11 protein-coding genes are annotated in these 12,283 nt (G+C 72.3%); 4 read left to right on the forward strand and 7 right to left on the reverse strand.

Features of this window, described 5'->3' with window-relative positions:
* Window positions 1-23: 23 nt before the first annotated feature.
* Both ACHBTE_RS12025 and ACHBTE_RS12030 read right to left on the reverse strand, forming a co-directional pair.
* Window positions 24-1,235, reverse strand: a complete 1,212-nt coding sequence (locus tag ACHBTE_RS12025) for an acyl-CoA dehydrogenase family protein (RefSeq protein ID WP_394723671.1) — start codon at window positions 1,233-1,235, stop codon at window positions 24-26.
* Window positions 1,236-1,430: 195 nt separating this feature from the next.
* Window positions 1,431-1,805, reverse strand: a complete 375-nt coding sequence (locus ACHBTE_RS12030; RefSeq protein ID WP_394723672.1) for a ferredoxin — start codon at window positions 1,803-1,805, stop codon at window positions 1,431-1,433.
* Between the two features lie 123 nt (window positions 1,806-1,928).
* Between ACHBTE_RS12030 and ACHBTE_RS12035 the strand changes: the two genes are divergently transcribed.
* Window positions 1,929-2,285, forward strand: a complete 357-nt coding sequence (locus ACHBTE_RS12035) for a DUF6479 family protein (protein WP_394723933.1) — start codon at window positions 1,929-1,931, stop codon at window positions 2,283-2,285.
* A gap of 177 nt (window positions 2,286-2,462) precedes the next feature.
* On the opposite strand, the gene ACHBTE_RS12040 is transcribed toward ACHBTE_RS12035, so the two are convergent.
* Window positions 2,463-4,844, reverse strand: coding sequence for a phosphoketolase (locus tag ACHBTE_RS12040; protein WP_394723673.1), 2,382 nt, complete (start codon window positions 4,842-4,844; stop codon window positions 2,463-2,465).
* 61 nt (window positions 4,845-4,905) lie between these two features.
* Here ACHBTE_RS12040 and ppk2 point away from each other — a divergent pair, with 61 nt between their 5' ends.
* Window positions 4,906-5,709 (forward strand): polyphosphate kinase 2, encoded by an 804-nt coding sequence (gene ppk2, locus ACHBTE_RS12045; RefSeq protein ID WP_394723674.1) that lies wholly within the window; start codon window positions 4,906-4,908, stop codon window positions 5,707-5,709.
* Window positions 5,710-5,835: 126 nt separating this feature from the next.
* Window positions 5,836-6,300: a cyclic nucleotide-binding domain-containing protein gene (locus ACHBTE_RS12050; RefSeq protein WP_394723675.1), complete on the forward strand. Its 465-nt coding sequence runs from the start codon at window positions 5,836-5,838 to the stop codon at window positions 6,298-6,300.
* 386 nt (window positions 6,301-6,686) lie between these two features.
* Here ACHBTE_RS12050 and ACHBTE_RS12055 read toward each other — a convergent pair whose 3' ends face one another.
* Window positions 6,687-7,568: a universal stress protein gene (locus ACHBTE_RS12055; protein ID WP_394723676.1), complete on the reverse strand. Its 882-nt coding sequence runs from the start codon at window positions 7,566-7,568 to the stop codon at window positions 6,687-6,689.
* A gap of 231 nt (window positions 7,569-7,799) precedes the next feature.
* Between ACHBTE_RS12055 and ACHBTE_RS12060 the strand changes: the two genes are divergently transcribed.
* The gene (locus tag ACHBTE_RS12060) at window positions 7,800-8,666 is read left to right on the forward strand and encodes a universal stress protein (RefSeq protein WP_394723677.1); all 867 of its coding nucleotides are present in this window, start codon (window positions 7,800-7,802) and stop codon (window positions 8,664-8,666) included.
* A 120-nt stretch (window positions 8,667-8,786) separates the two neighbouring features.
* On the opposite strand, the gene ACHBTE_RS12065 is transcribed toward ACHBTE_RS12060, so the two are convergent.
* Genes ACHBTE_RS12065 through ACHBTE_RS12075 form a run of 3 tightly spaced genes read right to left on the reverse strand, consistent with a single transcriptional unit; the run spans window position 8,787 to window position 12,210 of the window.
* Entirely contained in the window at window positions 8,787-11,156 is a 2,370-nt protein-coding gene (locus ACHBTE_RS12065; protein ID WP_394723678.1) for a glycoside hydrolase family 65 protein, read from the reverse strand.
* Window positions 11,153-11,926 (reverse strand): HAD family hydrolase, encoded by a 774-nt coding sequence (locus ACHBTE_RS12070; protein WP_394723679.1) that lies wholly within the window; start codon window positions 11,924-11,926, stop codon window positions 11,153-11,155. The genes ACHBTE_RS12065 and ACHBTE_RS12070 overlap by 4 nt, the downstream gene beginning before the upstream one ends.
* Before the next feature lie 2 nt (window positions 11,927-11,928).
* Window positions 11,929-12,210, reverse strand: coding sequence for a hypothetical protein (locus ACHBTE_RS12075; protein ID WP_394723680.1), 282 nt, complete (start codon window positions 12,208-12,210; stop codon window positions 11,929-11,931).
* Window positions 12,211-12,283: the final 73 nt, after the last annotated feature.

Here is a 12,283-nt window from a genome sequence, read left to right on the forward strand (position 1 = left end):
GACCTTGACGGGATGCTGACGACCTAACGCCGTACCCGAGGCATCCCCAGCCCGATCCACGAGATGATCTCTCGCTGGATCTCGTTGTTGCCGCCGCCGAAGGTGAAGATGACGGCCGAGCGGTAGCCGCGCTCCAGTTCGCCGCGGAGCACCGCGCCCGCGGAACCCTCCTTGAGGGCGCCTGGCGCGGCGACGATCTCCATCAGCCAGGCGTAGGCGTCGCGGCGGGCCTCGGAGCCGTAGACCTTGACGGCGGAGGCGTCCTGCGGGGTGAGGGTGCCGTCCTGGACGGCGCCGACCATCTGCCAGTTGAGGAGCTTGAGGGCGTCGAGCCTGGTGTGGGTCTGGGCGAGGCGGCGGCGTACCCAGGGCAGGTCGATCACCCGGCGGCCGTCGGCGAGCTTGGTCTGAATCGCCCAGCGCTGGACGTCGTGCAGGGCGCGGATGGCCATGGTGCCGTGGGCGGCGAGGGTGACGCGCTCGTGGTTGAGCTGGTTGGTGATCAGACGCCAGCCCTGGTTCTCCTCGCCGACACGACGGGAGAGGGGGACGCGGATGTTCTCGTAGTAGCTGGCCGTGGTGTCGTGCGAGGCGAGGGTGTTGATCAGGGTGCAGGAGTAGCCGGGGTCGGTGGTCGGGACGAGGAGCATCGTGATGCCCTTGTGGGGCGGGGCCGCGGGGTCGGTGCGCGTCGCCAGCCACACCCAGTCGGCGGTGTCGCCGTTCGTCGTCCAGATCTTCTGGCCGTTGACGACGTACTCGTCGCCGTCCCGTACGGCACGCGTCCTCAGCGCGGCCAGATCGGTGCCCGCGTCGGGCTCGCTGTAGCCGATCGCGAGGTCGATCTCGCCGGAGAGGATCTTCGGCAGGAAGTACGCCTTCTGCTCGTCCGTGCCGTACTGCATGATCGTCGGGCCGACGGTGTTGAGCGCCATCAGGGGCAGCGGTACGCCCGCCTGGGCCGCCTCGTCGAAGAAGATGAACTGTTCCATCGCGGTCAGGCCGCGTCCGCCGTACTCCTTGGGCCAGCCGACGCCCAGCCAGCCGTCCGCGCCGAGCCGGCGGATCGTCTCGCGGTAGTGGCGTTTCTGGGCGGCCGGGTCGGTGACGGCGGGACCTCCCCTGCCCTTCGGGCCATGAGGGAGGGCCCGGTCCGGGTCCGGCACCAGCTCGGCGAAGTAGTCGCGCAGTTCGCTGCGCAGCCGCTGCTGCTCGGGCGTGTATTCGAGATGCACGGCGCCTCCAGGGTCCCCAAGGGCGGTCCTGACGGCGCACACCGTAGAACGTGTTCCAGAAATTGGGAATGGCCATGCCCCGACGACGTACGGAAGGCATGAGCGGGCACGGGTACGCGTGCGCGGTCGGCGCTGTTCGGCGTCGGCCGTCGCAGTGCACGGCAGTGGGTCGCGATCGCCGGCGGTCCCGCGCCGTCAGTCGAGCGTGGCCATGAACTCCGTGCAGGCCCGAGCGCAGTCCCGGCACCCCTGCGCGGCGTCCTCGGCGCCCGGATGCCGGTCGAAGGCATGGGCGCACTCCAGGCATACCGTCCGGGTCCACTCCAGCTGGACGCGCAGGGCCGCCTCGTCCAGCTGGTTCTGCTCGGCCAGCACCCGGCAGGTCGCGTCGCACACCTCGGCGCACAGGATGCCCTTGCGCCGCACCTGTTCCTGCTCCTCGGTCCCGTCCGGATCCACCAGGCTGGCCCGCAGGGCACAGGCCCGGGCGCAGTCGCTGCAGGCCTGCGCGCAGGTGAAGCGGTCCTCCAGGAACTGGACGAGCTGCTGCTGGGACGATGTCGATGTCACACCGGTCGGGTAGCCGGTCCGGATGACGCCAAACCCGGTGCTCCCAAGGGTTCGGGCGGCACGATCAAGGCGCTCGGGTTCACCCGGGGCGCCCGGGGTACTCGCGCAGCCATGAACGCAGCCATGAACCTCGCATCGACGAACATCGCCGCTGAAGGTGCCCTCGGTATCGGACTGGTCGTCGCCGGGCTGGTCGTCGTGGCGCTGCTCATCGGCGCCTTCGTACTGGGCGCCAGGGTCAGGCGCCGGGAGCCGGCACCGCCACGCCCCGACGAGCAGCCGCGACTGCCCGAGAGCGGCCCGGTCCACGAGACCCGGGAGATCCGCGAACCCAGCGAGATGCCCACGAGCGACCATCGGCTGACCCCGCACGAAATGCCTGCCCACGGCAACGTTCCCTCCCGTCCCAGCGAATCCGGGGAACGGCGCCGCTGGGAGGAGGGCGGCAGCGGGTCGTTCGGCAGCGGCGGCCCGGGCTGACCGAGACGCCCGCCCGGTGGTGACCGTACGTGACCGTCCGCCTCCCGACCGTCCGCCTCCCGGTGGCGGCGGGAGGGCGCCGCGATCCGCCCTGTGGCGCAGGAGGTGAACGCGGAAGGACCCGCGCGGTGCGCGGGTCCTTCCGCGTTCGCCCCTGGGACCTGTCGTCGCGGAGCCTCAGGCGTTCCAGGTCCACTCGGCGACCTCCGGCAGGTCGGTGCCGTGTTCGCGGATCCAGATGTGGTGGCGGATGCGGGCGTCGGCCATCTCCTGGCGTACGGCCGCGGCGCGCACGGCGAGGCCGGGGACACGGTCGATCACGTCCATGACCAGGCGGTAGCGGTCGAGGTCGTTGCGGACGACCATGTCGAACGGGGTGGTCGTGGTGCCGGACTCCTGGTAGCCGCGCACGTGCAGGTTCGGATGTCCGGTGCGGCGGTAGGCGAGGCGGTGGATCAGCCACGGGTAGCCGTGGTACGCGAAGACGACCGGCTTGTCGGCGGTGAACATGCCGTCGTACTCGTGGTCGCTCATGCCGTGCGGGTGGCGATCGCCCGGCATCAGCCGGGTCATGTCGACGACGTTGACCACGCGGACGGCGAGCTCGGGCAGATGGCGGCGGAGCAGCTGGGCCGCGGCCAGGACCTCCTGGGTGGGTACGTCGCCGGCGCAGGCGAGGACCACGTCCGGTTCGCCGCCGTTCTCGGAGCCCGCCCAGTCCCAGACGCCGGCGCCGCGCGCGCAGTGGGTGGCGGCCTGGTCCATGGAGAGCCAGTCGAAACAGGGCTGCTTGCCGGCGACGATCACGTTCACCTGGTCCCGGCTGCGCAGCGCGTGGTCGGCGACCGAGAGCAGGGTGTTGGTGTCCGGCGGCAGATAGACCCGGACGACCTCGGGGCTCTTGTTGAGGACGTGGTCGACGAAGCCGGGGTCCTGGTGGGAGAAGCCGTTGTGGTCCTGACGCCACACATGCGAGGTGAGCAGGTAGTTGAAGGACGCGATGGGTGCCCGCCACGACAGTTCCCGGGACGTCTTCAGCCACTTGATGTGCTGGTTGACCATCGAGTCGACGATGTGCACGAACGCCTCGTAGCTGGAGAACAGCCCGTGCCGTCCGGTCAGGAGGTAGCCCTCCAGCCAGCCCTGGCAGGTGTGCTCGGAGAGGATCTCCAGCACCCGGCCGTGCCGGTCGAGGTGCTCGTCGACCGGGAGCGTCTCGGCCTGCCATGCCTTGCCGCTCGCTCCGAAGACGGCCTGGAGTCGGTTGGAGGCGGTCTCGTCCGGGCCGACGAGCCGGAAGTCCCGGCGCGCCGAGGTGTTCCGCATGACCTGTTCGAGGAGGTCGCCGAGGACCCGGGTCGGCTCGTGCAGGGTCACCCCGGGCTTGTCGACCTGGACGGCGAAGCGGTCGAGGGACGGCAGCGGCAACTCGCGTACGAGCAGACCGCCGTTGGCGTGCGGGGTGGCGCCGAGCCGCCGGGCGCCCTCGGGCAGGCAGGCGAGGACGTCGCCGGTGGGGCGGCCGTCGGCGTCGAACAGTTCCTCGGGGCGGTACGACCGCAGCCACGCCTCCAACTGCCGTAGATGCTCCGGGTTCTCACGGACCCCGGCCAGGGGGACCTGGTGGGAGCGCCAGGTCCCCTCGACGGGCAGGCCGTCGACCTCGGCGGGTCCGGTCCAGCCCTTGGGGGTGCGCAGGACGATGACGGGCCACTCGGGCCGTTGTGCTCCGCCCCCCTCGCGGGCCGTGCCCTGGTACCGGGCGATGCGGTCGAGGGCGGTGTCGAGGGCGCGGGCCATGGCGCGGTGGACGGTGGCCGGGTCGTCGCCGGCGACATGGATCGGTTCGTGGCCGTAGCCGCGCAGCAGGGCGTCGAGTTCGGGTCCGGGGAGGCGGGACAGCACGGTCGGGTTGGCGATCTTGTAGCCGTTGAGATGCAGGATGGGCAGCACGGCGCCGTCGTGGACGGGGTCGAGGAACTTGTTGGAGTGCCAGGACGCGGCCAGCGGGCCGGTCTCCGCCTCGCCGTCGCCGATCACACAGGCGACCACCAGACCGGGATTGTCGAAGGCGGCACCGTAGGCGTGCGACAGCGCGTACCCGAGCTCACCGCCCTCGTGGATCGACCCCGGAGTCTCCGGCGCCACATGGCTCGGCACACCGCCGGGGAAGGAGAACTGCCGTAAGAGACGTGCCATGCCGGCCGCGTCCCGGCCGACGTCCGGGTAGATCTCGCCGTACGAGCCCTCCAGCCAGGAATTGGCCAGCACGGAGGGGCCGCCGTGCCCCGGCCCCCATACGCACAGGGCGTCCAGACCGCGCGCCTTGATCACCCGGTTGAGGTGGGTGTACACGAGGTTCAGCCCGGGTGAGGTGCCCCAGTGGCCGAGCAGCCGCGGTTTGATGTGCTCCACGCGCAGGGGTTCGCGCAGCAGGGGGTTGGCCAGCAGGTAGATCTGTCCGGCGGCCAGATAGTTCGCGGCCCGCCAGTGGGCGTCCAGGGTGCGCAGCTCGTCGTCGGTCAGTACGGTGCTGTCCTGGTGTTCGAGCTCGGGCATCGGTGACTCCGTAGGTCGTCGAGTGGTTCGTCGGCGGGGTCTTCGGGCGGCGGGAGGCGGCATGGCCGGCAACAAGACGGAGAAGCTGCCACGCAAGACGTACGAGAAGGAACTGCTGCGTCTGCAGATGGAGTTGGCGAAACTCCAGGAGTGGGTGCGTGCGGAGGGCGCCCGGCTGGTGGTGGTCTTCGAGGGACGGGACGCGGCGGGCAAGGGCGGCACCATCAAACGGGTCACCGAGCACCTCAACCCGCGTGTGGCGCGCATCGCGGCCCTGCCCAAGCCGACCGAGCGGGAGCGGACGCAGTGGTACTTCCAGCGTTACATCGGGCATCTGCCGGCCGCCGGGGAGATCGTGCTGTTCGACCGCAGCTGGTACAACCGGGCCGGCGTCGAGCATGTCATGGGGTTCTGCACCAGGGAGGAGTACCAACTCTTCCTGCGTCAATGCCCGATTTTCGAGCGGATGCTGGTGGAGGACGGGATCCTTTTGCGCAAGTACTGGTTCTCGGTGAGCGACGAGGAGCAGCAGGAGCGCTTCCGACGGCGTCTGGAGGACCCCGTGCGGCGCTGGAAGCTGTCCCCGATGGACCTGGAGTCGATCACCCACTGGGAGGAGTACTCCCGGGCCAAGGACGAGATGATGGTGCACACCGACATCGCCGAGGCGCCCTGGTACGTCGTCGAGAGCGACGACAAGCGCCGGGCCCGGCTGAACATGATCGCCCATCTGCTGGACTCGGTGCCGTACGAGGATGTGCTGCCCCCGGTGCTGGAGCTTCCCGCACGTCCGAAGGCGTCGGGCTACCAGCGTCCGCCGCGCGATCTGCAGACTTTCGTCAGGGATTACGCGGCCGACCTCTGAGCCCGCGAGGCCGTCGACGTGGGGGCCACTGGTCCCCGGCCCGGGGCCGGGTGGCCCATGGTCCGGGCTCCGCCGGGTGGGCACGCTGGAGGTGACACTCGCGCACACCCGATCCGGAGGCATCCCATGAACGCTCCCGCGCCCCTGAGCATGCCGAGGGCGCTGCCCGCGCAGCACCGGGACCTGTTGATGCGGATCGGCCGTGAGGCGGCGTTCCCGATGGGTGCCCGGCTGTTCGAGGAAGGCGGACGGGCCGCCCGGTTCTGGATCGTCCGCACCGGCACGGTCGACCTGGACATGCGGGTGCCCGGCCGCCGCCCCGTGGTCATCGAGTCCCTCGGGCACAACGAACTGGTCGGCTGGTCGTGGCTGTATCCGCCGCACACCTGGCATCTGGGCGCCGAGGCGGCCTCCCCACTGCGGGCGTACGAGTTCGACGCGACCGCGGTGCGCGCGCTGTGCCAGGCGGATCCGGCGTTCGGCCGGAGCGTCGCCCGCTGGGTGGGTGGAGTCGTGGCACACCGGTTGCAGGCGGCCCGGACACGGCTGCTGGATCTGTACGCGCCGTACGGCAGCGGTGGCACGCGCTGACCGGGCCGGGTCCGCGGCCCCGGGGGTCGTGGGGGGCGCGGAGGTCGCGGGGGTCGCTGCCGGGGCTCGCACCGGTCGGTTCCGGTCGCCGCTGCCCACGTACGTGATGATCGTCTCCGGTGCGGCCCGCGTACCGGTCGCGAATGGCGGGCGCGCTGGTCCGCCATGACCGAGGCACGGACCTGCATGGCGCAGAACTCCACAGGTGCCGGAGCGTCGGCCCGGCTGCTGCGGCCCCCATGTGAGATCGCGGTGCCCGCCTCCCGGCCGAGCCACCGGGACTCCTCCGCAAGCCGTCCCGCCCCCTGCTGCCACCCCCTCGGCGAAGGCTCGGGGCGCGGCGGCGGCCCGGCCGGCACATGAGGTCCGTCCGTTCCCGGCCGCCGTCACTCCTTGCCCGTCCTGACGACGGCGACCGGGCACCGCGCATGGTGCAGCAGGGCCTGGCTGACCGAGCCCAGCAGCAGGCCGGCGAAACCGCCCCGGCCCCGGGCACCGGCCACGACGAGACCGGCGTCGGCACTCGCCTCGATGAGGGTGTGCCGGACTCGGCCGCGCACGAGGCTGCGGCGGACGTCGACATCCGGGTACCGCTCCCCCAGTCCGCCCAGCGCCTCGGCGAGCACCCGCTGCTCCTCGTCGCGCAGCCGGTGCTCGTCGTAGGTCACGAAGGGCGGGTCGGAGGGGCCGTCGTAGGCGCGGTCGGTCCGGGCGTTCCAGGCGTGCAGCGCGATCAGGTCCGTGCCGTGCAGCGACGCCTGGGCGAAGGCGAACTCGACGGCGCCCCTCGACGCGGGCGAGCCGTCCACGGCCAGCAGGACCGGCCCGCTCGGGTTCGGCCGGTCACGCACCACCAGCACCGGGCAGGCGGCGTGGGCGGCGAGATGCCCGGCGGTGGAGCCGAGCAGCAGGGCGCCGAACCGGCTCAGGCCCCGGCTGCCGACGACCACCAGCGACGCCGTGCGCGACTCGATCTCCAGCACCATCACCGGTTCGCCGACGACGACATCGCGCATGATCTCGGTCCCGGCCGCGCTCTCGTGTGCGCGCCGCTCGGCCTCGGCGAGGGTGCCGTCGACCAGCTCGCGCATCCCGGCGCTGCCCGACGGCCAGGGCCGGCCGCCCGGCGGCACATGCGCGGCCGGCCAGCCGAACGCGTGCACCAGCCGGAGGCCCACGCCCCGCAGACCGGCCTCACGCGCGGCGACCTCCACGGCCGCCAGGCTCGACGGCGAGCCGTCCACCCCTACGACAACCGGGCCGTTCATCGCGCTCCCCTTTCCGGGCAGGTCCCCCGCCGGGCTCCCGGCGGGCGGCGAGGGCGGCACCGTGTTCTCCCAGCCTCACCCCGCCGACCGGATCCCGCACAGGGCCGTACGGGCCACTCGGGTACCCATCCGGCCCTGGTATCCCGGGCGCCGAGCTCGCAAGCTGTAAGGGGGCGCAGGACGAGCGCGGCGTCCTGGGTACTCGGTGTCGCGCGACATCGGAGGTGCGTCATGTCCGGACCAGTCGTCGTCGGACTCGACGGTTCACCCGCGAGCGTGACGGCCGCCTGGTGGGCCGCCCGGGAGGCGGCTGACCGGCGCCTGCCCGTGGTGCTGCTCCACTCGTGGTGCACCCAGCCGCTGGACCTGCCCTCCCGGCAGGAGGCGCACGCCCGCCGGGACTACGGCGAGGAAGCGCTCGGCCGTACGTCCGCCGAGCTGCTGCAACGACATCCTGCCCTGTCCCTGACCACCGAGCTCGTCCGCTCCCCGGCCGCCCAGGTCCTGCTGGAACGGGGCGAGAACGCGTCGATGCTGGTGCTCGGCTCGCGCGGGCACGATTCGGTGGCGGGGTTCCTGGTCGGTTCCATCAGCCTGCACGTGCTGGGCCTCGCGCCCTGCCCGGCCGTCGCCGTCCGGGCGGGCGACCCCGCCGTCGAGGCCGGCCGGGACCATCCCGCGGCGGCGGACCGTGACGAGGTCGTGGTCGGGGTGCAGGAGCCCGGAGCCGCCTCCGATCCGCTGCTGGAGTTCGCGTTCACCGAGGCCGGGGCGCACGGTGCCCGACTGCGTGCGGTGCGTGCCCTGCCCGTGTGCTCGATGACCGGCCCGGCCGGTACGGACCCGGAGGCCGAGGAGCGGACGCGGCTCGCCGAGACCATGGCGCCGTGGCGGGACAAGTTCCCGGACGTGTCGGTCGCCGAGCATGTCGCCACCGGCACCGCCGCGCACGTCCTGCTGGCCGCGACCGCCCACGGCTGCCTGACCGTGGTCGGCCGCAGACTCCATCTGTCGCAGCTGACCTGGAAGCTCGGCCCGGTCGCCCACGCGGCCCTCCACCATGTGCCGTGCCCGGTCGCCGTGGTCCCGCACGACTGAAGACCGGGCGTGACTGAAGACCGGGCGTGACTGAAGACCGGGCGTGACTGAAGACCGGGCGTGACTGAAGACCCGGCCGGGACTGAAGGCCGGGCCGGGACGCCCGCCGTGGGTCGCCGGTCAGTCCGGCAGCTCCAGCCTCGCCGTCTGCCCGGGCTGGACGCTCACCACGCGGCCCGGCAGACGTACCTCGATCGGGGACGCGTCGGAGGAGGGTACGGCGATCTCCAGCTTTCCGCGCTCCAGGCGCAGCCGCACACCCCAGTGGCCCTGATAGCGCAGGGCGAACCCGTACGAGGACAGCTCGGGCAGCGGCACGGGGTCGAGCCACAGCGCGCCGCCCCGGGTCTCCAGGCCGGTCAGCCCCCGCTGGACCAGGTCGAGCGTGCCCGCCATGGCGCCCAGGTGGATGCCCTCGCCGGTGGTGCCGCCCTGGACGTCCGCGATGTCGCCCTGGAGGGCCTCCTGGCAGAACTTCCATGCCTCCGCCCGCCGCGCCCGGGCCAGCACCCAGCCGTGCACCAGACCGCTGAGGGTGGAGCCGTGGCTGGTGCGGTGCAGGTAGTAGTCGACGGTGCGCTGCCAGGTCTCCTCGTCGAGGCGCAGCCCCAACCGATGGAAGAGGCCCCGTAGTTCGGCGGGGGCGAAGAGGTAGCCGAGCATCAGCACGTCGGCCTGTTTGGATGCCTGGTAGCGGTTGACGGTGTCGCCCTCGGCCTCCAGGATCCGGTCCAGTCGGCGGATGTCGCCGTACCGCCCGCGGTAGCCCTCCCAGTCGAGTTCCTCGAGCTTGCCGTAGCCCTCGAACTGGCTGATGACGTCGTCGTGGAAGGGGATGTGCAGGGTGCGGGAGACGTCCTCCCACAGTTCGAGTTCGCCGCCGTCCAGCCCGGTGCGTTCGACGAGTTCGCGGCGGCGGGGTTCGGGGAGCGTGTCCAGCAGCTCCAGGGTGCGGGTGAGCACCCAGGCGGCGGTGACGTTCGTGTAGGCGTTGTCGTCCAGCCCGGGCCGGTCGGCGTCCGGGTAGGCCTCGTGGTACTCGTCCGGGCCGACGACGCCCTTGATGCGGTGCCGGCCCAGGGTCTCGTCGTAGACGGCCTTGTCACCCCAGAACCGGGCGATCCGGAGCAGCATCTCGGCGCCCTTGGTGTGCAGGAACTCCATGTCGCCGCTCGCCTCGCAGTACTGCCACACGTTGTAGGCGATCGCCGAGCCCACATGGTGCTGGAGCCGGGAGTGGTCGGGCAGCCAGCGCCCGGAGCGCGGGTTGAGATGGAGCTGCTGGGTCTCCTCTCGACCGTCGCTGCCGCTCTGCCAGGGGTACATCGCGCCCCGGCGGCCGGCCCTCATCGCCGCTGTACGGGCCTGTTCGAGTCGTCGGTGGCGGTAGCGCAGCAGGGCGCGGGAGACCTCGGGAAAGTGCAGGTTGAGGTAGGGCAGGACGAAGAGTTCGTCCCAGAAGACATGGCCGCGGTAGGCCTCGCCGTGCATCCCGCGCGCGGGCACGCCGACGTCGAGGTCGGCGGTGTGCGGGGAGAGGGTCTGCAGGACGTGGAAGAGGTGCAGCCGCAGGATGCGGCCCGACTCGCCGGGGACGTCGAGTTCGGCGCGGCGCCAGAGCTGGTCCCAGGCGGTGAGGTGGGACTCGACCAGGTCGTCGAAGCCGGGAACGCGGCCCACCCGGTCGACGGCGGCGTGCAGCGGGTCGCTGATGGCGGGGTCGCGCGAGGTGTGCAGGGCCACGGTCTTGTCGACGGTGGCGGTGCGGCCGGGGGCCAGGTCGAGGGTCAACCGCTGGACCACGCGGGGCCGTTCGTGGTGGATCGTGGCCGCCGTCTCGGCCGTGAGGCGGGCCGCCATGCCGATACGGATGTCCGAGGTGCGGGTACGGCAGCGCAGCCAGACGGTCTCCGGATCCGCGGTGCCGGTCTGCACATGGGTGAGGTGGCGGCCGTCCAGGTCCCGGTAGCGCGGCACGCCGGAGTTGGTGACGCCGCCGTCCAGAGCAGCCTCCACCTCGAGCGGCCCGGAGAACCCCTCGACGGTGAACTCGGTGCGCAGCGCCCCGATATGGGGGTCGGCCATATGTGCCAGGCGCTGCTGGCGTACCGTCAGCACCCTTTTGTCGCCGAGGTCGTAGCGGGTGCGGCGCTCCAGCAGCCCGGCGGACAGGTGCAGCATCTGCCGGTGTTCGAGCACGGTCGCGTCGTCCGGGGTGAGCCAGTGCCCTTCGGGGAGGCGGAAGCGCAGGGGCAGCCAGTTCGGGAGGTTGACCATGTCCTCGTTCTCGACCTGGCGGCCGGACACCTTGGAGGTCAGCCGGTTGTAGATGCCGGCCACATAGGTCCCCGGGTAGTGAATCTCGTCGGCAGCACATTCGGGCAGCGCTCCGCGGGTCGCGAAGTAGCCGTTGCCGAGAGTGCACAGCGATTCGCGCAGGCGTTGGTCGGCGGGCCTGTAGCCCTCGTACTCCCAGCTCCAGCCCGTCACTTCGGCGCTCCTCCCGAACAGAGTTCCGCGAGATCCAGGACGACGATGTCGGCGCCGTGCCGCAACAGCCGCGCCCCGGTGTCCGCGCCGGCCGCCCGGTCGACGCCGACCACCAGGGCGAACCCGCCGCGCCGGCCCGCTTCCACGCCCGCGAGGGCGTCCTCGACGACAGCGGCCCGGTCGGCGGGCGCGCCGAGCCGGCGGACCGCCTCCAGGAACAGATCGGGCTCCGGCTTGCCCGGGAGGCCGAGCCGGGCCGCCTCACCGCCGTCCACGAGGACGTCGAACAGGTCCAGCACTCCGGCCCGGCTCAGCAGCTCACCGGCGTGCCGGGACGCGGAGGCCGCCGCGCGGGGCACCCCGGCGTCCCGCAGGGCCCGGACCAGCCGTACGGTCCCCGGATACGCCTCGACGCCGTGCTTGCGCAGCCGCTCGGTGAAGAGGCGTTCCTTGTCCGCCGCGACGGCGGACACGGTCTCCTGCGAGGCGTCGATGCCGCGCGCGGCGAGAAAGGCGGCGGCGCCGTCCAGGCGGGACTTGCCGTCCACATGGCGCAGATAGTCGTCCCGCTCGTCGAACGGGCGGCGCTCGCCGGGGTCGTCGGGCGGGTGGGCGCGCAGAAAGGCGTCGAACGCCGTCTTCCAGGCGGCGGCGTGCACCCGGGCCGAGTCGGTGATCACCCCGTCGGTGTCGAACACGACGGCGTGTATGTCCCGCAGGACCGGGGCGAGCGCGGCGGGGGCCGTCGCGGGGCCGGTGGGTCGGCGCATGGTCACTCCTGCTGCGGTGCGACGGAGGCCGGACGGTCGGGGTGGCCGGGGCGGTGCGGCGTCCTGGGCGGCACCCGGCCGGCGCGGGGAGGAGGCGTTCTGCCGAGGCGTCGGGTCCGGGCGCCGGCCGCGTACGCGGACACGAACGCGCACCGCACAGCCTGCTCGCCTCCGCTCGCCGTTCCTCCCGCCCGGGTCCGCCGGTGGGTACCCGTCAGGCCCGGCTCGTCATCCTGGGTCATGCCGACCGGGCCGTCGGCGGCGGTGGCCGAGAGTGGTTCCATGGCACCCACCCCCTTGTGTCGCGCCGCGGGTGGTGCGGCGCGGGGTCTTCCTCCACCGTCGCACGCACACGGG

Source organism: Streptomyces sp. M41 (assembly GCF_043673425.1).
GTDB lineage: Bacteria > Actinomycetota > Actinomycetes > Streptomycetales > Streptomycetaceae > Streptomyces.

What these genes read in the sequence shown, in the direction of transcription:
- ACHBTE_RS12070 (WP_394723679.1), bottom strand. Translation starts at nt 11,926, where the DNA reads ATGCGCCGACCCACCGGCCCCGCGACGGCCCCCGCCGCGCTCGCCCCG.
- ppk2 (WP_394723674.1), top strand. Translation starts at nt 4,906, where the DNA reads ATGGCCGGCAACAAGACGGAGAAGCTGCCACGCAAGACGTACGAGAAG.
- ACHBTE_RS12075 (WP_394723680.1), bottom strand. Translation starts at nt 12,210, where the DNA reads ATGGAACCACTCTCGGCCACCGCCGCCGACGGCCCGGTCGGCATGACC.
- ACHBTE_RS12050 (WP_394723675.1), top strand. Translation starts at nt 5,836, where the DNA reads ATGAACGCTCCCGCGCCCCTGAGCATGCCGAGGGCGCTGCCCGCGCAG.
- ACHBTE_RS12055 (WP_394723676.1), bottom strand. Translation starts at nt 7,568, where the DNA reads ATGAACGGCCCGGTTGTCGTAGGGGTGGACGGCTCGCCGTCGAGCCTG.
- ACHBTE_RS12040 (WP_394723673.1), bottom strand. Translation starts at nt 4,844, where the DNA reads ATGCCCGAGCTCGAACACCAGGACAGCACCGTACTGACCGACGACGAG.
- ACHBTE_RS12060 (WP_394723677.1), top strand. Translation starts at nt 7,800, where the DNA reads ATGTCCGGACCAGTCGTCGTCGGACTCGACGGTTCACCCGCGAGCGTG.
- ACHBTE_RS12035 (WP_394723933.1), top strand. Translation starts at nt 1,929, where the DNA reads ATGAACCTCGCATCGACGAACATCGCCGCTGAAGGTGCCCTCGGTATC.